The sequence below is a fragment of the Derxia gummosa DSM 723 genome, from assembly GCF_000482785.1.
Lineage (GTDB): Bacteria > Pseudomonadota > Gammaproteobacteria > Burkholderiales > Burkholderiaceae_E > Derxia > Derxia gummosa.
Genome location: NZ_AXWS01000013.1, coordinates 534,070 through 552,774 on the forward strand (window position 1 = coordinate 534,070; position 18,705 = coordinate 552,774).

12 protein-coding genes and 1 pseudogene are annotated in these 18,705 nt (G+C 71.7%); 2 read left to right on the forward strand and 11 right to left on the reverse strand.

Annotated features, from left to right (window positions below; translation table 11 throughout):
- From H566_RS0112985 to H566_RS0112995, 3 genes are read right to left on the reverse strand one after another with little or no spacing between them, the layout of a single operon-like run.
- The gene (locus H566_RS0112985) at positions 1–1,071 is read right to left on the reverse strand and encodes an MSMEG_0568 family radical SAM protein (RefSeq protein ID WP_028311783.1); all 1,071 of its coding nucleotides are present in this window, start codon (positions 1,069–1,071) and stop codon (positions 1–3) included.
- Positions 1,034–2,089, reverse strand: coding sequence for a Nit6803 family nitrilase (locus tag H566_RS0112990; protein ID WP_028311784.1), 1,056 nt, complete (start codon positions 2,087–2,089; stop codon positions 1,034–1,036). The genes H566_RS0112985 and H566_RS0112990 overlap by 38 nt, the downstream gene beginning before the upstream one ends.
- A gap of 10 nt (positions 2,090–2,099) precedes the next feature.
- Positions 2,100–2,582, reverse strand: coding sequence for an MSMEG_0572/Sll0783 family nitrogen starvation response protein (locus H566_RS0112995; protein WP_028311785.1), 483 nt, complete (start codon positions 2,580–2,582; stop codon positions 2,100–2,102).
- Between the two features lie 384 nt (positions 2,583–2,966).
- On the opposite strand from H566_RS0112995, the gene H566_RS0113000 reads away from it, so the two are divergent.
- A complete protein-coding gene (locus tag H566_RS0113000) occupies positions 2,967–4,355 on the forward strand; it encodes an aminotransferase-like domain-containing protein (protein WP_028311786.1) in 1,389 nt (462 codons plus the stop codon).
- A 49-nt stretch (positions 4,356–4,404) separates the two neighbouring features.
- On the opposite strand, the gene H566_RS0113005 is transcribed toward H566_RS0113000, so the two are convergent.
- From H566_RS0113005 to H566_RS0113015, 3 genes are read right to left on the reverse strand one after another with little or no spacing between them, the layout of a single operon-like run.
- Positions 4,405–5,874, reverse strand: a complete 1,470-nt coding sequence (locus H566_RS0113005) for a CoA transferase (protein ID WP_028311787.1) — start codon at positions 5,872–5,874, stop codon at positions 4,405–4,407.
- Positions 5,875–5,900: 26 nt separating this feature from the next.
- Positions 5,901–7,481, reverse strand: coding sequence for a sodium:solute symporter family transporter (locus H566_RS24900; protein ID WP_084545059.1), 1,581 nt, complete (start codon positions 7,479–7,481; stop codon positions 5,901–5,903).
- A 3-nt stretch (positions 7,482–7,484) separates the two neighbouring features.
- The gene (locus tag H566_RS0113015; RefSeq protein ID WP_051378710.1) at positions 7,485–7,715 is read right to left on the reverse strand and encodes a DUF485 domain-containing protein; all 231 of its coding nucleotides are present in this window, start codon (positions 7,713–7,715) and stop codon (positions 7,485–7,487) included.
- A 196-nt stretch (positions 7,716–7,911) separates the two neighbouring features.
- Here H566_RS0113015 and H566_RS24905 point away from each other — a divergent pair.
- Positions 7,912–8,901, forward strand: a pseudogene (locus H566_RS24905) (LysR family transcriptional regulator); the annotation flags it as partial.
- 69 nt (positions 8,902–8,970) lie between these two features.
- On the opposite strand, the gene H566_RS0113025 reads toward H566_RS24905, so the two are convergent.
- From H566_RS0113025 to H566_RS24910, 5 genes are all read right to left on the reverse strand, one after another.
- Positions 8,971–11,043 carry a sigma-54-dependent Fis family transcriptional regulator gene (locus H566_RS0113025; protein ID WP_028311789.1) on the reverse strand — a complete coding sequence of 691 codons (2,073 nt, stop codon included), beginning with the start codon at positions 11,041–11,043 and terminating at the stop codon, positions 8,971–8,973.
- A gap of 334 nt (positions 11,044–11,377) precedes the next feature.
- A complete protein-coding gene (locus H566_RS0113030; RefSeq protein ID WP_028311790.1) occupies positions 11,378–11,884 on the reverse strand; it encodes an acetone carboxylase subunit gamma in 507 nt (168 codons plus the stop codon).
- Positions 11,885–11,890: 6 nt separating this feature from the next.
- The gene (locus H566_RS0113035; RefSeq protein ID WP_028311791.1) at positions 11,891–14,215 is read right to left on the reverse strand and encodes a hydantoinase B/oxoprolinase family protein; all 2,325 of its coding nucleotides are present in this window, start codon (positions 14,213–14,215) and stop codon (positions 11,891–11,893) included.
- Between the two features lie 2 nt (positions 14,216–14,217).
- Positions 14,218–16,389 (reverse strand): hydantoinase/oxoprolinase family protein, encoded by a 2,172-nt coding sequence (locus H566_RS0113040; RefSeq protein WP_034411536.1) that lies wholly within the window; start codon positions 16,387–16,389, stop codon positions 14,218–14,220.
- Positions 16,390–16,657: 268 nt separating this feature from the next.
- The gene (locus tag H566_RS24910) at positions 16,658–18,691 is read right to left on the reverse strand and encodes an outer membrane protein assembly factor BamB family protein (RefSeq protein ID WP_051378711.1); all 2,034 of its coding nucleotides are present in this window, start codon (positions 18,689–18,691) and stop codon (positions 16,658–16,660) included.
- Between the last annotated feature and the right edge of the window lie 14 nt (positions 18,692–18,705).

Below are 18,705 nucleotides of genomic sequence, written 5' to 3' on the forward strand. Positions count from 1 at the left end.
TCAGCCTCCGTAGGTCGAAAGCGTCGAGCAGGCGCCGCACTTGCCGCAGCCGGCCTTGCTGTCGCTCGCGCGCAGGCCGGCCGCCGCGAGCATCGCGCCGAGCGGCGCAAGCAGCTCGCGCATGAACCCGGCCGACGGCGCGGGATGGTCTTCCATCGGCGTGCCCGCGATCGGCACGAAGGGCACGACGAAGGGATAGACGCCCAGCCCGACCAGCCGCTCGCAGCTGGCGAGGATGGCCTCGCGGCTGTCGCCGAGGCCGGCGAGCACATAGGTGCTGACCTGGCCGCGCCCGAACACCGCCACCGCCCGCTCGAAGGCGCGCCAGTAGGCGTCGAGCGGCACGCTCGCCTTGCCCGGCATCACGCGCTCGCGCACCTCGGGCGTGACCGCCTCCAGATGCATGCCGAGCGTGTCGACGCCGGCCGCGCTCAGGCGGTCGAACCAGCGCGCGTCGTCGGGCGGCTCGCATTGCGCCTGGATCGGCAGATGCGGCACCGCCGCCTTGATCGCGAACGCGCTCTCGCAAAGGATCGCGGCGCCGCGGTCGGGCGTGGGCGGCGTGCCGGTCGTGAGCACCATGTGCTTCACGCCGTCGAGCAGCACGGCGGCGCGCGCCACCTCGGCGAGCTGCTCGGGCGTCTTGCGCTCGATGGTGCGGCCGGCCGCGAGCGACTGGCCGATCGAGCAGAACCGGCAGGTCTTGCGCCGGCTCTCGTAGCGGATGCAGGTCTGGAGCACCGTGGTCGCGAGCACGTCGCGGCCGTGCAGCGTGGCGATCTTCGAGTACGGAATGCCATCGAGCGTCTGCAAGGCCGCGAAGCGCGCGCGCGGCGTGAACTCGATGCGCGCCACCGCCTTGCCCTCGCGCAGCAGGGTGCCGAGGCCGTCGGCGTCGCGCCGCGCGCTGAACGGCGAGGCCCAGGCCGAGGACGTGTGCGTCGGCACCATGAGCGTCAGGCCGTCCACGGTGATCGCCTGATGGTCGGACGGCCCGGCGCCGCCGCGCCGGCTCGCGGCCGCGAGCGCGCCGTCAGGCAGCCGCAGGCCGGCGGATTGCAGCTCCGTCATCAACTGCCGGTCGGGGGCGGACAAGGTCAGGCTCATGGCGGTTCACTCCTGCGGGATCGGGGGACGGGAAGGCGGCCGGCGCGTCGCTCGCGCGCACGAGGGCGCGCGCCGGCCGGTCGTCGAGATGCAGCGACAGGAGTTCGGGCCGCGCGTAATGCCCGGCCGAATCCATCATCCGCTTGCGCTTGGTGACGAGGGCGAGGTCGAGATCGGCGACGACCATGCCCTCGCCCTCGCGCAGCGGCGGCGCGAGATGCACGCCCTCGGGCGAGACGATCGCGGTGTTGCAGCCGCCGCGCAGCGCCTTCTGCAACTGCGGATCGGTGGTGATGCTCTCGATCTGCGCGTCATGCAGCCAGCCCGTCGAATTGATGACGAAGCAGCCCGACTCCAGCGCGTGATGGCGGATCGTCACATCCATCTGCTCGCCAAAGATCGGTCCGACGAGCGAGCCCGGAAACTGCGCGCAATGGATCTCCTCGTGCTGGGCCATGAGGGCGTAGCGCGCGAGCGGGTTGTAGTGCTCCCAGCAGGCCAGCGCGCCGACACGGCCGACGCGCGTGTCCACCGGGCGCAGGCCGGCGCCGTCGCCCTGGCCCCAGACCATGCGCTCGTGATAGGTGGGCGTGATCTTGCGGCGCTTGAGCACAAGGCTGCCGTCGGCGTCGAACACGAGCTGGGTGTTGTAGAGCGTGCCGTGGTCGCGCTCGTTGATGCCGAGCACCACCACCATGCCGTGGCGGCGCGCGCGCTCGGCCACCGCGTCGGTCACGGGGCCGGGCACCGTCGGGGCCAGTTCGTACAGCCGCAGATGCTCGCGGCCCATGAGCACCGGCGGCCGCACGAACGAGAAGTAGGGGTAGTAGGGGACGAAGGTCTCGGGAAACACGATCAGCTCGACGCCGCGCGCGGCGGCCTCGTCGATCGCGGCGCAGACCTTCTCCAGCGTGCCGTCGGCCGAGTCGAGCACGGGTGCGATCTGCACCGCGGCGGCCCGGACCATGCGCGGGGTCGTCATCGCGCTGGCCTCAGAGCGTCCAGGTGTCGAGGATCACCGCATTGGCCTTGCGGTGGATGAGCATGAGGTCGAGCACGTCGAGCGGATTGATCGCGCGGATGCCCTCGATCAGCGCGCCCTCGCCATGGCCGTACAGCGCCTGGAGCGCGAAGCGGCAGGCGTAGACCTTGCCGCCTTCCTCGATGAACTTGGCGATCTGCTTGTTGAAGTTCTGATGGCCGGGGAAGGCCTCGTCGCCGAGCGTCGGGAAGCCGCGCTGCACGCCGAGCGTGACGCCCGGGCCGTAGAGCAGCACCGAGGTCTCGTAGCCCTTGCGTTGCAGCCGCGTGGCCTGGAGCAGGTTGACGAAGCCGATCGAGCCTTCGAAGGCCACGGTGTGGAAGGTGACGAGCGCCTTCTCGCCGGGCGCCGCCTTGACGTCCTCGAACACCTTTTCCTCGTAATCGACGAGGTGCTCACCCTTGACGTTGGCGGGCTTGGTGACTGCGGGCATGTGGGTTCTCCTGAGGGGTTCGCGCCGGGTTTGGCGTGATCTCCTTCAGCAGCCGGCATGCCATCGCTTTGCCCGCCGGATGCGATCAATCTGCGATGAGCGAGCCGGCGCGCGGGCCGCGCGGCCGAAAAAAAATTCCGGCGCCGGTGGCGGGCGCGCCGCCACCGGGGCAGATCAATCTGCGATCAATTCGGCTGGCGCACCGCGCGCGGGCGGGCTGCACGGCGCCGGGGCCGGCATGGGCACCGCCGGTCGGCATAAGCCGCCTCCGGAAGCCATCTTCTGCCATCGATGTGCGATCAATCCGGCCAGCCTATGCAATCAATTTGGCACGCAATTCGCGTCCGCCGGAGCCGCCCCTTCATGACCCGAGAAAGACCTTCCATGCCCAGGATCACGCGGCACTGGCGCCAGCGACTGGCCGAGGCGAGCGGCCCGGCCTATCTCGCGCTGGTGGACTGCATCGCCGAGGACGCGCGCAGCGGCCGGCTTTCGCCCGGCGACCGGCTGCCGCCGCTGCGGGAGATGGCGACCGACCTCGACCTCAACTACTCGACGATCGCGCGCGGCCTGGCCGAGGCGCGCAAGCGCGGCCTCGTCGATTCGCGCGTGGGCAGCGGCACCTTCGTGCGCGGCCCGGCGCCCGCGATGGCGCTGCGCGACGGCAACAGCGCCGACATGACGATGAACCTGCCGCCCGAGCCCGACGACGCCAACCTCGTCGCCCGCCTGCGCGCGAGCGCCGCCGCCGCGCTCGGCGAGGCCGACCCCTATGCGCTGCTGCGCTACCAGGATTTCGGCGGCAGCCCGCGCGAGCGCGAACTCGGCGCGCAATGGATGAAGCCGCGCTTTCCCGAGGCGCGCGCCGAGCGCGTGCTGGTCGCGCCCGGCGCGCATGCGGTGCTGCATGCGCTCGTGAGCCAGCTCGCGCGGCCCGGCGACACGATCTGCGTCGAGGCGCTCACCTATCCGGGCATCAAGGCGATCGCGGCCCAGCTCGGCGTGCGCCTGCTGCCGCTGGCCGATGACGGCGCGCCGCTGCCGGCGGCCTTCCGCGATGCCTGCAAGTCGGCCCAGCCCAAGGCGCTCTACCTCAACCCGACGCTCAACAACCCGACCACGCGCACCATCCTGCGCAGCCGCCGCGAGGCGCTGGCCGAGATCGCGCTTGCCTACAGCGTGCCGATCATCGAGGACGACGCCTACGGCCGCTTGGTGCGCACGGCGCCGCCCGCCTTCGCCAGCCTCGCGCCCGAGCTGACCTGGTACCTCACCGGCCTGTCGAAATGCGTCGGCGCGGGGCTGCGCACGGCCTATGTGCATGCGCCCGGTCAGCGCCAGATGCAAAGGCTTGCAGGCACGCTGCGCGCGACCACCGTCATGGCCTCGCCCGTCACCACCGCGATCGCCTCGCGCTGGATCGAGGACGGCACGGCCGACGCGCTCATCGACGCGGTGCGCGACGAGGCCAACCGGCGCCAGCGCATTGCCGAGACCGAGCTGGCCGCGCAGCGCTATGTGCCGCGCGCCGACAGCTTCCATCTCTGGCTGCCGCTGCCCAAGACGGTCGAGGCCGGCGAGCTGGCGGGCTGGCTGCGCGAGCGCGGCGTGCCGGCGGTGGCGGCCGTGGCCTTCAGCACCGGCACCGAGCCGCCCAACGCGCTCCGCCTGTGCCTCGGCGGGCAGCTGACGCGCGAGCAGTGCGCGGCCGGGCTGCATCTGGTGGCCGAGGCGCTCGCGCATCCGGTGGTGATGCAGGGCGGGTATCTGTGAGGCGGGACGCGGGAGCATTGCGCATGCGCTCCCACCCGCGCACCCTCGCTCACCCCCCAGGCCCGCGCGGCAGCCAGCTCGCGCTGCCGCTGCCGAGCGCCGGCGTGGTGCCGGCCCAGCGCGGCGGCGTGCGCGACATCCTCAGCACCGGCCCGAGGCTGAGCAGGTCGCCGTAACAGCTGCCGTCGTCGCGGAGCGCGTAGGCCGCGAACTCCTCCGGCGCGAGCGCGCCCGGCGCATCGGCGAAGTCGTCGATCAGGCCCTGGCGCAGCAGCAGCATCGCGGTCTGGCACAGCGAGACCTGCACGCGGTAGCTGCCGCCTTCGCGCGCGCGCCGCGCCAGCGCCAGCATCGCGCCGTAGCTGCCGAGAAAGCCGGTGAGGAAGTCGCACATGAACACCGGCGTGAGCTGGGGCCGGCCGGCGCCGCTCGCCTCGCCCTGCACATGGCAGATGCCGGTCACGGCCTGGGCCACCTGGTCCCAGCCGGCGCGGTCGGCGAAGGGGCCGTCGGCGCCGAAGCAGTTCACGCTCACGTGGACGAGGCCGGGCCGCAGCGCGACCAGTTCGTCCACGCCGAAGCCGTGCGCGGCGAGCCGGTTCGGCCGGTAGCCGTCGATGAACACGTCGGCCTCGCGCACGAGCGCGCGCAGGCGGTCGGCCTGGTCGGGCCGGTCCATGTCGAGAAAGCAGCTGCGCTTGCCGTGGCTGGTGTCGCGCACGAAGGCCGGCACCTGGGGCAGATGGGGCGCGGTCACCATCAGCACGTCGGCGCCGTGCTCGGCCAGGCCGAGGCCGCAGGTCGGCCCGGCGAGGATGCGCGTGAGGTCGAGCACGCGGATGCCCGACAGCGGCTCGTCGCCCGGCGGCAGCGGTTCGGGCGCGCCGTCGGCGAGCTTCGTGATCTCGACCACGGGCCGGCTGGCGAGCAGGGCGCCGTGCGGATGGGCGAGCCATTCGTCGGGCGTGCGGACCAGGCCGGCGCAGGCGCGCGCGGCGGCGATCGCGTCCTCCAGTTCGGCCGCGTTCCAGCGCGCGACGCCGGCCGCGACCGCCTCGGGCGTCGATTCGCAGCCGAGCACGTCGAGCACGCGGCGCTCCAGATGCGGCAGGTTGGTGTGCGGCAGCAGCCAGCGGCCGTCGGCTGCCTGCCAGGGCTGGGTGAGCGCGATCATGTGGCGCAGCTCGGGCGAGGGCGGGATCGGCCGGTAGATGCCGTGCTCGTCGCGGCGCTGGGTCATGTCGCCGCCGGCGAGCGACATCGCGGCGGCGGCGCGCACGTCGATCGAGAGGCTCTGGCGCTCGCCGGTGCGCAGTTGCCAGAGGTCGTTGGCGGCGATGGCGCGCGCGGCGAGCACGTCGGCCGAGGTCTCGCCGATGCGCAGCGGCGAGCGGAACAGCGGGTCGCGGCCGGTGATGCTCACCTCGCCGGGCGCGATCGGCGCGCCGGCGCGGATGGCCATGAGTTCGGCGAAGGCGCCGGTGCGACCGGCGTGCGGATGGAGGCGGGAAGCGGTCATGGTGCGGGTCGGGTTCGGGAAAGGGATCAGCCGGCCGCGCCGAGCGGGGCCACCGGCCGGCCGCGCGTCGCGAGCGAGCCGGCGATGCAGGCGGCGAAGGCGAGCGGCACCGTGACGAGCGCCGGCGGGTCGAGCGGGAACAGCGGCGCCGCGTGGCCGAGCACCTTCACCCAGATGGCCGGGCCGAGCGCGGTCAGCAGCAGCGAGCCTCCGAGGCCCACGCAGCCGCCGAGCACCGCGCCGGCGGGCGTGAGGCCCTTCCAGTAAATGGCCAGCACGAGGATCGGGAAGGTGGACGAGCAGGCGATCGAGAACGCGAGGCTGATCATGTAGGCCACGTTCTGGCCCCGGAAGGCGATGCCCAGCAGCACCGCCAGCAGGCCGAGCGCCACGGTGGCGATGCGCACCACGCGCATCTCGGCGCGGGCGTCGGCCACGAAGCGGCGCAACAGCGCGCCGCAGATGTCATGGCTGATGGCCGAGGCGCCCGACAGCGTCAGCCCGGCCACCACCGCGAGGATGGTCGCGAAGGCCACGGCCGAGACCGCGCCGAACATCACCTCGCCGCCGAGCAGATGCGACAGGTGCAGCGCCGCCGTGTTGCCGCCGCCGAGCAGCGCGCCCCTGGCGTCGAGATAGCCCGGCGCGGCGCGCAGCAGCGCGAGCGCGCCGAAGCCGATCACGAAGATCATCGCGTAGAACAGGTTCATGAACACCGTCGCCCACAGCACCGAGCTGCGCGCGGCCTTCGCGTCGGGCACGGTGAAGAAGCGCATCAGCACATGCGGCAGGCCGGCGGTGCCGAGCATGAGCGCCACGCCCAGCGACAGCCCCGACAGCGGATCCCGTGCAAGCGCTTGCGGCCCGAGGATGGCGGCGCCGGCCGGATGCAGGCTCACCGCGCTGTCGAGCAGGCGCGCGAAGCTGAAGTCGAAGCGCGCCAGCACCAGCGCCGTGATGAGCAGGCCGATGCCCAGCATCAGCACGGCCTTGGTGATCTGCACCCAGGTCGTCGCCATCATTCCGCCGAACACGACGTACATCACCATGAGCGCGCCCACCAGCACGATGGCCTGGCTGTAGCCGATGCCGAACAGCAGCTCGATGAGCTGGCCCGCGCCGACCATCTGCGCCACCAGGTAGAAGGCCACGATGATGAGCGAGGCGCAGGCCGAGAACACCCGGATCGCGCCGCCGCCGAGCCGCGCGCACACCACGTCGGTGAAGGTGTAGCGGCCGAGCCGCCGCAGCCGGCTCGCCATCAGGAACACCACGATCGGCAGGCCGGTCGTGTAGCCGATCGCGTACACCAGCCCGTCGAAGCCGTTGTTGAACACGAGCGCCGTCAGGCCGAGGAAGGCGCCGGCCGACAGCGCGTCGCCGGTGATGGCCAGCCCGTTCTGGAAGCCGGAGATGCGGCCGCCGGCGGCGTAGAAGTCGCTCGCCGACGCGGTGCGGCGCGCGGCCCACCAGGTGATGCAGAGCGTGAGCGCGATCACCGCGGCGAACAGCGCGATCGAGGTGGCGCCGGCGGCGCCGAGCGCCATCGGCGCCGCCAGCGCGCCTGAGGCCGGCAGCGCCAGCAGCCAGGGAAGGAAGCGCTTCATGGCTCAGGCCTCCGCCGCGTTGACGCGCAGCACGTACAGCACCGTGAGCACGGTGCCGGTCACGATCACCGCGAGTCCGGCGACGAAGGCCGCCGGCAGGCCGAGGCCCGGCAGCGGGAGGCGCAGCAGCGCCGGCGCGAAACAGCCGAGCGCGATGAAGCCGAAGAAGACGGCCACTTGCACGGCGGTGAGGGCAAGGCTGAAGCCGAGCGGCTCGGCGACGATCTCTTCCATCGGGAAGTTCTCCGTAATGGGGGGCAGGGAGGAGGGCGGATGACGCGGCCACGGCCGTTGGCCCGGCGTCGCGTCGCATCATCGGCAGCCGCGTGACCCGCCGGGAAACGGTTATTCGCGATGGAAGCGATCTGCATTCCAGATGGCACCATCGCCGAGCCAGCAGGAACCCCGATGGGGCGACCGGTTCACCGAAATGAGGCGGCGACCGCCGCTGGCGGTGGCGGTTGCCGCCATCGGGCGGCCCGCGCGCCGGCCGGCCCGGCGCTTGCTGCGCGGCCGGCTCGCATCCGCATGTCGCCGTCGCGCGACGTCAACGCCAGGGGAAATCGCCGTGGAGATCAGTGACCTCATCACCTTTGCCGCCGTCGCGCGCTGCGGCGGCATCACGCGCGCGGCGAAGGAGCTGCACACGGTCCAGTCCAACGTGACCAGCCGCATCCGCAGCCTGGAGGACGAGATGGGCGTGGCGCTGTTCGAGCGCCACAGCCGGGGCGTGGTGCCGACCAGCGCCGGCCTGCGGCTGCTGCCCTATGCCGCGCGCGCGGTGATGCTCGTGCGCGAGGCGACGCTGGCCGTGCGCGACGACGGCGAGGCGCTCGGCCGGCTCGCGGTCGGCGCGATGGAGACGACGCTCGCGGTGCGGCTGCCGAGCCTGCTCGCGGCCTATCACGCGCGCCATCCGGCGGTCGAGCTGGTGGTGCGCACCGGCCCGACCGCCGAGCTGATGGCCAAGGTGCTGGAGGGCGAACTCGATGGCGCCTTCGTGGCCGGGCCGATCGAGCATCCGCTGCTCGTGGCCGAGCCGGCGCAGGTCGAGGAGCTGGTGCTGGTGACTTCGCGGCGCTGGCCCACGCTGGCCGCGCTGCGCGACGATCCGGCGCCCGTCACGGCGCTGATGTTCCGCGCCGGCTGCGCCTATCGGCAGCGGCTCGAGCATCTGCTGGTGCGGCTCGGGCGGCCGAATTTCCAGCGGCTGGAATTCGGCACCCTCGAAGGCATGCTCGGCTGCACCGCCGCCGACGTGGGCCTCACGCTGCTGCCGCGCCAGGTGGTGGCGCAGTCGGCGATGGCGGCCGAGGTCGTGGTGCACGAGGTCGAGCCGGCGATCGCGCAGGCGCCGACGCTGTTCATCCGCCGCGCCGACGCGCGCGAGGGCACGGCGATGCGGCGCTTCCGCGACTGCGTGGCCGAACTGGCTGCCGGCCCGTCGGCCGGACCGGTCCCGGCCGCGCAGGCCGGTGCCGACGTCGGCTCATTGCCCATCCTCGCCCTCGCGCGCGGCGGCCACGCGCGCGCCGAGCCCGTGGCGGCCGAGCTTCACGTACAGCGTGCTCTTGGCGATGCCGAGTTCGCGCGCCGCGCGCGCCAGGTTGCCGCGCGTCGTGAGCAGGACCGCCTCGATCTGGCGCCGCTCGGCGAGGTCGAGGCTGGCGCCGTCGGGGCCGGGCGCACCGGGAGCGGGGCCCGCTGACGCCGGGCCGCCGGCCGCGCCCGAGAGCGGCAGCGCCTCGGCGCGCCAGTCGGGCGGCAGCGCGTCGGCGTCGATGACCGGGCCGTCCGACATCAGCACCAGCCCCTCGATCATGTTGCGCAACTCGCGCACATTGCCCGGCCAGTCGTGCGCGGCGAGCAGGTCGAGCAGCGCCGGCGCCAGCGTGCGCGGGCCGGTGCCGTGCTCGCGCGCGAAGCGGTCGGCGAACAGGCCTGCAAGCGCATGCAGGTCGGCGCGGCGCGCGCGCAGCGGCGGGATGCGCACGCTCGTGACCGCGACGCGATAGAACAGGTCCATGCGGAAGCGCCCGGCCGCCACCTCGGCGCGCAGGTCGCGGTGGGTCGCGGCGACGAGGCGGAACGAGACCTTGCGCGTCTGCGTCTCCCCCAGGCGGTGGATCTCGCCGCATTCCAGCACCCGCAGCAGATGCGGCTGGAGGTCGAGCGGCAGTTCGCCCAGTTCGTCGAGAAACAGCGTGCCGCCGTTCGCGGCCTCGAACTTGCCGACCATGCCGCCGCGCCGCGCGCCGGTGAAGGCGCCCTCGGCATAGCCGAACAGCTCGCTCGTGAGCAGGTCGCGCGACAGGCCGCCGCAGTTGACCGCCACGAACGGCCCGGCCGCGACCGCGCTCGCGCGATGGATGCCGCGCGCGAATTCCTCCTTGCCGGCGCCGGTCTCGCCCAGCAGCAGCACCGGCACGTGCGCGGCGGCGAGCTGGCTCGCGCGCGCGACCGCCTCGCGCATCGCCGGGTCATGCGCGACGACGTGCTCGAAGCCGGGCGGCATGGCGGACGCGGCCGCGATGGCGCGGCGCGCGCTGGCCGGGGGTTGCGCTGCCTCGCCGCGGCAGAGCGCGGCGGCCTCGCGCCAGTCGGCCCCGCCCGTGCCCGCCCGCCGCGTGCCCGCCGCCGGCGCGAAGGTGACGATGCTGCCGATGCGCTCGCCGTTCTCCATCACCGGCCGCACGCGCGCCGGGTCAATCCAGGCCGGCAGCGCGGCGTCGCCGGGCGCGCCCGCGAAGCACAGCGCGCCGACGCGCCGTCCGCCGAGGCGCCACCAGTCCGAGGCTGCCGCATGGTCGCGCTCGCGGCCGTTGGTCTTGACCGGATGGCCGCGCCGGTCGAACACCACCACGCCGTCCTCGCGCGTGCTCGCGAACCAGGGCAGGGCGTGTTCGAGCAGGCGGAAGCGCAGTTCCATCTCGCGCTCGGCGATGCGCGCCGCGATGCGGTTGGCCGTCGTGACCACGAGCGCGAGGCTGTGCCGGCTGTAGCTGCCCGACAGCCCCGACACGTCCACCACGCCCAGCACCTCGCCGTCGAGCGGATGGCGGATGACGGTGGCGGCGCAGGTCCAGCGCTGGATGCCCTCGCAGTAATGCTCGGAAGAGTGGATCTGCACCGGCTCGCCGATCGCGAGCGCGGTGCCGATCGCGTTGGTGCCGCATTCGTCCTCGCGCCAGTTCACGCCGGGCACGAGGCGGATGCTGTCGGCGCGGTCGATCGTGCCGTTGTCGCCTTCGAGCTTGAGGATGGTGCCGCGCGTGTCGGCCAGCGCGAGCATGGTGCCGGTACCGGCCAGCATCGCGTGCGCATCGACGAGCACCGGCGCCGCCATGTCGAGCAGCTCGGCGTTGACACGACGCAGCGCGGCGAGACGGTCGGCGCCGATCGGATCGCGGCCGGCGGCGAGGCCCGGATCGACCTTGAGATCGAGGCAGCGCCGCCACGAGCCGTCGATGATCGGCCGGCGCGTGCTGGTGTCGAGTTCGCCGCGCAGCAGGCTCTGCCAGGCGGTGCGCACGAGGGCGTCGTTGTCGGGGTTCGAGAACATGGGCTGGCCTCCTTCGCTCGCCGTGGGCGCCCGCCGCCGGCAAGGCCGGGCCGGGCGCCACCCGCATCCGACGGGCCCGCGAGGCTCGCCCCGTTCGCCCCCGCCGGGCAAGCCGGGGACAACACGGTGGCGCGCGGCCCTAGCAAGCCCGGCGCCAGCCGCCGCGCCCTGGGCAACGCGGACGCCCCGACGGCCCGACCGTCCGGTTTCCGGTCGGTCGGGCCGTCGGGGCGTCCGGAAAGCGGACGCTTCGTCGGTCGGTACGCGGCGGTGCGGGCGCGGCCGCAATGCGCCGGAGCGCGTGTTGCCGCGCGGCCGCGCGCCGCTCGCGCCGTCAGTCCACGCGCTCGGGCAGCGGCAGCTTCACCCAGTCCTTGTAGAAGGCGTCGATGTCGGGCTCGAAGTCGTGGATGACCGGATACCAGGGCGTTGGCGCCTCGACGTCATGCAGCGTTGCGCACTGCGGGCAGATGTATTCGCGATAGACCTGCCATTGCGTGTCGGGCGCCATGAGCCTGGGATAGACCTCGGCCATCGCCTCGGCGCTGTCGCGCACGTACACATGCGCATGCAGCTTCCAGTTCTCGCGCCAGTCGCAGAACTCGTGGCCGCAGTCGCAGCGCACGCGCCATTGCTTGGTGTCGGCGCGCTGCACGATGAACAGGTGCGGCCCGAGCGGCAGCACCACGCGGTCGGGCCAGTCGAGCTTCTTCTGCAGGGCCGCGAGGTACATCTCGAAGCGCTCGGGGTCCTTCGGCATCGACAGCATGCGCAGCGTGGTGTCCCAGTCGAGCTTGCCATCGACGAGATTGGAGACCTGTTCGGCGGTGTAGGTGGTCATGGCGGATCACTCCTCGACGAGAACGACGGTGTGGACATCGGGCAGCTTCGATAGGTCCATGCGGAACTTCGAGCCATAGGAAGGCACGTCGAGCTCGTCCTCGGTGAGGGTCCAGCTCGCGGGCAGGTTCCAGAAGGCGCGGAACTGGCCTTCGAACTTCTTCGACAGGCCGAAGCTCGTCGCGAACATGTGCAGCACCTGGGGCGAGGCGTCCTTGACGAGGATGCGTTCGCGCTCCTGCTTCATCCAGTCGGCGACGGGCACCGAGCGCGCGAGCCGCGCCTGGCGGATCTGGAGCCGCTGCTGGGCGGTCTTCTTCGCGTCCACCGTCCACAGGCCGGCGGCGTCGCGCGTCGCGACCGCGCCGTACACCTTCTGCGCGAAATCGGGCAGCAGCAGCGCGTTGTTGAGGTCATCGGCGATGGCCTCGATCTCGCGGTCGAGCGGGTCGCCGAAGCCGGGGCCGCCGCGCAGGTAGTTGAGGTACAGGTCGTGGTTGGCGTAGCAGTCCTCGGTCGTCATGCACTGCTGGTCGCGCTTGACCACCGCGCCTTCGTTGAGATGGTTCTCGTAGTCGGGCGCGTCGGGGTTGAGGTCGGCGCCGAAGGGCAGGCTGTCGCCGTTGGCGATGCGCGTGGCCAGCCCGGTCTTGTGCGCCTCGAAGCGGTAGCCGGTCGCGGGCGGATAGCCGCCCATCAGGCCCCAGTCGCTGTTCATGTAGCCGTTGCCCATGAAGAACATGGTCCAGTCCTGCGCCTTCCAGACCATGCGCAGCGTCTCGAAGCCGCAGCCGCCTCGGAACTTGCCGTAGCCGCCCGAGTTGGCCTTGACGTTGCGCCCGAGGTAGAGCAGCGGCTCGGCCATCTCCCAGATCTCGATGTCGCCCATGTCGCCTTCGGGGTTCCAGATCGCGGCGGCATGGTTGAGGCCGTCCTTGATCGCGCTCGCGCCCGTGCCGCAGGAACTGGCCTCGAAGCTGTTGACGGCGTGGATGTCGCCGTCCTGGTTGATGCCGCCGCCCTGGAGCCAGTTGGAGGTGTTGGCGTTGCCCGCGTTCACCTCCTCCAGATAGCCGCGGCTGAAATAGCTCTGGCCCAGCGCGCGCCACATCGCGCTCCAGCCCGACACCAGGAAGTGCCAGGCATAGGCATGGCCGGTGCGGCGGTCGTCCGGATTCATCCACGCGCCCTTGGGCAGGTGGAACTGGGTGCCGTAGTAGGCGCCGTCGTTGATGCGCTGGGTCGGCACCAGGGTCTGGGTCATCATCACCCAGATGCCGCTCGTGAACGCGACCTGGTGCGCGTTGTACGAATGCCAGCCCCAGCGGCTCGCGCCCTCGAAGTCGAGCCGCCAGCTCGCGTCGGGCTTGATGGTGATCTCGACCGGCGAATGCATGATCGAGTCGAGCTTGGCGAAGGCCGACGAGGTCTGCACGTCCGGATGCGCATAGGGCACGTCCACGAAGGCCACCTTGCGGTAGATGCCCGGCAGCGTCATCGCCTTGATGCGCGTCTGGAGGCCGCGCCGGCCTTCCTCGATCACCTCGTAGGCGAACTTCTCGTAATCGTCGAGGCCGACCTCGGCGATCACCTCCTCCACCAGCTCGCGGATCATGTGGCAGCCCGCGATGCGGGTGCGCTCGTCGAGGATCCAGTACTTGGGCGTGCGCACCGAGCGCTGGCTTTCATGCAGCCAGTCGCGCAAAGGTGTGTCGTTGATGCCGGTTTTGCGGCAGGTGATCATGTAGCCGTCGCCGAAGCGCTGCACCTGGCCGGTCGACATGCTGCCCGGCGTGACCGAGCCGGTGTCGATCACGTGCGTCACGCCACCGACCCAGCCGATGAGCTTGCCGTGCGAGAAGATCGGCACGATGGTCGCGATGTCGCAGGGGTGGACATTGCCGATCGCGCAATCGTTGTTGGTGAACATGTCGCCGGGGTTGATGCCCGGGTTGGTCTCCCAGTCGTTCTCGATCATGTACTTGATCGCCGCGCCCATCGTGCCGACGTGGATGATGATCCCGGTCGAGGTGAGCACGCAGTCGCCGGCGGCGTTGTAGAGCGTGAAGCACAGCTCGCCTTCCTGCTCGACGATCGGGCTGGCGGCGATCTTCTTGGCCGTCTCGCGCGCATGCACGAGGCCGCCGCGCAGCTTGCTGAACAGCTTCTCGTAGCCGATGGGGTCGCGCTCGCGCAGCTCCAGCCGGTCGAGGCCGTTGTAGTGGCCGCTGGCGGCGGTGCGTTCGAGCACGCCGTCGCGGAACTGCTTGAGCGTCTGGCCGGTCTTGAGCAGATCGGCGAATCCGGCTTCCGTGGCTGACATCATGTTCATGCTCAGGCTCCCTTCACTTCCTTCAGGTGGAACAGGCGGTGCTTGTCGAGGGTGGTCGCGAAGCCCTTGGGCACGACGAAGGTCGTCGCGTCGGACTCCACGATCGCGGGGCCGGTGATGCGGTTGCCCGGCCTGAGCGCTTCCATCTTCCAGAGGGTCGCGTCGAACCATTGCCTGTGGCGGTAGAGCTTGCGGGTGCCGATGCGCGCGGCGGCCGGCGGGATGTCGCCGCCGTCCTCGTCCTCGGGCAGGACGGGCTTCTGCGTGAGCACGGTGCCGCGCATGATCGCGCCCGTCACCGAGAAGCCCAGCTCGGGCGAGCGCGCCGAACTCGCGTACACGCGGCCGTAGGTGGCCTCGAAGGCGGTGACGATCGCGTCCCAGTCCTCGGCAGTCGCGGCGCTCGTGATCGGCGAATCGATCTCCAGGTCGTTGAGCTGGCCCATGTACTGCATGCGGTAGCCGGGCCGCAGGATCACGTCCTCGGGCGCGAAGCCGTTGATGCGGAACTCCTCGATCACCTTGGCGGCGAGCGCCGACCAGGCCTGCTGGATGGTCGCGGCGGCCTCGGCCTTGGCGCCGGCCTCGGCCTTCTGCGGCAGCGCGAGGTCCACGCTCTTGTCGTAGCGGTACTCGAAGTCGGCGCAGGCGCAGCCGAAAGCCGAGAAGCCCGCCGCCCAGGCCGGCACGATCACGTCCTTGAAGCCGAGCCCTTCGGTGTAGCCGTAGGTGTGCACCGGCCCCGCGCCGCCATAGCTGAAGCAGACGAACTCGGTCGGGTTGTAGCCCTTGGCGCTCACGTTGCTGCGCAGGTATTCGCGCAGCTGCAGGTCGAGCAGCTCGATCACGCCGGCGGCCGCGTCTTCCACGCTGAGGCCGAGCGGGTCGGCGATCTGCGCCTTGATGTGGGCGCGCGCGCGGTCCACGTCGAGCTTGATCGCGCCGCCGAGGAAGTTGGCCGGGTTGAGGTAGCCGAGCACCACATGGCAGTCCGACACGGTCACGGTGTCCAGGCCGCTCTCGGGCCAGCAGGTGCCGACGCGGTAGCCGGCGCTGTCGGGGCCGAGCTTGAGCGCGCCGCTGTAGGGGTCGAGCCGCACGAAGCTGCCGGCGCCCGCGCCGACCGAATCCATCGTCACGAGCGGCAGCGACAGCACCAGCCGCGCCATGTCGGGGTCGGACGCGATCGCGAAATTGCCCTTGGTGATCAGCGCCATGTCGAAGCTCGTGCCGCCGATGTCGCTGCACGCGATGTTCTCGTAGCCGAGCGTCTCGCCGAGCAGCTTGCTGCCGATGACGCCGCCGATCGGCCCCGACACGATCGTGCGCGCCAGCTCCTTGGCCTTCCAGCTGATGGTGCCGCCGTGAGTCGCCATCACGCGCAGGTCGAACCTGGCGCCGTGCTTCGTGAAACGGTCGCTCACCTTCCTGAGCGTCTGGCGCGAGGGCTCGGCCGCATAGGCTTCGAGCACCGTCGTGTTCATGCGGTGGCTTTCCTTGCGCTGCGGGTAGTAGTCGACCGAAGCGAACACCGGCAGGTCGGCGCCGAGCTTCTTCAGCTCGTCGAGCGTCACGTCGCGGGCGCGCTGCTCGCTCGCCGCGTTCTTGTGCGACTGGAGCAGGCAGATGACGATGGCCTTGGCGCCGGCCGCGACCAGCTCGCGCGTGGCCTGCCGCACCTCGTCCTCGCGCAGCGGAATCACCACCTGGCCCTGCACATCGGTGCGCTCGGTCACGCCGCGCGTGCGGGAGATCGGCACCAGCGGCGCGTCGTAGCGATGGGTGTTGAGGTGGATGCGCTCCTCCAGCGCATAGCCCAGATAGCTCTGGATCGCGCGGCCCATCGAGTGCACATGCTCGAAGCCCTTGTTGACCATGAGCCCGACCGCGAGCCCCTTGCGCTGGACCACGCGGTTGAGCATCGCGGTGCCCGAGTACACGCAGGTGACGAGTTCGGGATAGACGTCATCCACCTCGCGGCCCCAGTGCGCGAGCGCGTCCTGCGACGAGTTGAAGATCGCGAGCGATTCGTCGTCGGGATTGCTCTGGGCCTTGCCGACCACGAAGCGGCCGTCGGCGCGCACGAAGAAGGTGTCGGTCATCGTGCCGCCGGCATCGATGCCCATCACCTGGACCGCCGAGGCCGGCGGGCGCTGCTGAGCTTGTATTGACATGTGGGTCTCCGTTCTCCTCTGACGCCCGGCGGCGGTGTGCCGGCCGGGGCAGGGGAGAACGGGGCAAGCCCGGTGCCATCGCCGGGCCTTGCCGCCAAGTCATTGATCGGCAAGCAAAAGAGGCATTCGCGCTGCGGGTTGTCACGGACGTCCGGCGGCGGACGGTACGGCGGCGCGGCGTCCGGATTCCGGCCGTCGTGCCGGGCGGTGCGCCCGCGCGAGCCGCCCGCCGTCGGGTGGCCAGCCGCCGCGCCGCGGCGCCCCCGTCTCACGGCAAGCCGAACACGACGATCGCCGAGGTGCCCGTGCCGCCGAAGAAGCCCGACACCACGCCCGAGGTGGTCGCGACGTACTGGTGGCCGCCGATCTCGTAGCTGACCACGCCGCCGCCAACCGAGCCGCCCGTGTTGAAGCGGTACAGCGTGCGGCCGGTGGCCGCGTCGAGCGCGAGGAAGTTGTTGTCGAGATCGCCGGTGAACAGCACGCCGCCGGCGGTCGCGACGATGCCGGCCGTGAGCGGCGTCGGCCACTCGCGCTTCCAGCGCGGCTTGCCGGTCGTCGCGTCGAGCGCCTGGATCCAGCCCTTCCTGCGGTCCGCCGGGTCGGGCGCGACCGCGCCGCCGTAGTAGTGCGCGTTCGCGACGAAGGCGGGCGGCTGGGCCGCGCGCGTGAAGGTGCCGCACCAGTCGATCGACGACACGTAGAGCGCATGCGCGCGCGGGCTGTACGCCGGTCCGTTCCATTCGAGGCCGCCGAGCAGGCCGGGGCAGGAGTGCACGCCCTCGGGCGTCGGCTGCGCGTCGAAGCCTTCGCGCGACGTGATCGCTGTCTCGAACAGCTGCGCGTGGCTGTCGCGGTCGATCACGCGCAGCAGGCCGTCCTTGCCGCCGATCGCGATGAGGCGGCGACCGCCCGCGCTGAACAGCGGGCTCGTCTGGCTCAGGTCGCGGTCGTGGTCGTCGGCCGGGCCGAACTGGCGATGCCAGAGCAGCCGGCCGCTGCGCACGTCGAGCGCGAGCGCGGCGTTGGTGTAGAGGTTCGCGCCTTCGCGCACGTCGCGATAGAAGTCGGGCGCGGGATTGCCGACCGGCACCCACAGCACGCCGCGCTCGGCGTCGAGCGTGAAAGGCGTCCACAGGCTGCCGCCGCCGTGGGCGCGCGCCTCGGCGCTCGGCCAGCTGTCGGCGCCGGGCTCGCCGTCGTCCGGAATGACGTTGAAGCGCCAGACCGGCGCGCCGGTCACGAGGTCGAAGGCGCCGACCCAGTTCTTCGCGCCCCAGTCGGCGCCGGCGGGGCCGACGATGATGAGGTTCTCGTAGATGAGCGGCGGCATGCTCAGGTACTGGCTCGATTTGGCGTCGGCAATCTTGCGCTGCCAGATCAGCGAGCCGTCCGCCATGTTCAGCTCGATGAGCCAGCCGTCGGGCGTGCCGCGAACGAGCCGGCCGTCCTTGATGGCCACGCCGCGGTTGGTGCGCGACAGCGCCCCGTCCTTGATGTCCCAGCGGTGGGTCCAGCGCGGGCGACAGGTTGCCGCGTCGATCGCGAAGGTGAGCTCCTCGCTCGTGAAGTAGAGCACCCCGTCGTAGACGAGCGGATTGCTCTGCGTCGCGCCCGAGCGGTCGGTGCGGAAGATGCACTCGGCGCGCAGCCGGTTTGCGTTCGCGGGCGTGATCTGCGCCAGATCGACATAGCGCTGGCCCGACCAGTCCTTGCTCGCGTAGAGCCAGCTCGCGCGGTCGCGCGCGGCGCCGAGCAGCTCGGCCTGGGTCGGCCCGCCGCGCACCGGCGTCGGTGCCGGCGCGGGTGCCGCCGCCTGCGCGTCGTTGGCCGGGCCGGACAGCGTCGCGAGCCAGGCGACGACATCGGCGCGCGCCTTCGGGTCGCTCAGCGACACGGCCATGGCGGTGCCGGGCACCTTGGCGGTTGACGACGCGAGGAAGGATTCGATCTCGGGCGCGGTCCAGGTGATGCCCGAATGCGCCATCGCGTCGGTGTAGTGGTAGCCGCGCAGGCTGCCGGCGCGCCGCCCCACGACGCCCGCGAGCGACGGACCGAAACCGTTGCGCCCGGGCGTTGCCGTGTGGCAGGCCGCGCACTGGTTGTCGAACACCGTCTTGCCGGCGCCGGCATCGCCGGTGGGTGTGCCTGCGGGCGCGGGCGAGACCGCATGCGGCGCGCCGGGATCGGGCACGCCGTCCGCGTGCGCGGGCGCCGCAAGAAGCAGCGCCGTGAGCAGCGGGACGAGGGCAAGTGCGCGCGGCCAGGCCGGCGCGTCCTGGCGGAGGGGAGTTCTGGACATGGACGCGTTCCTTC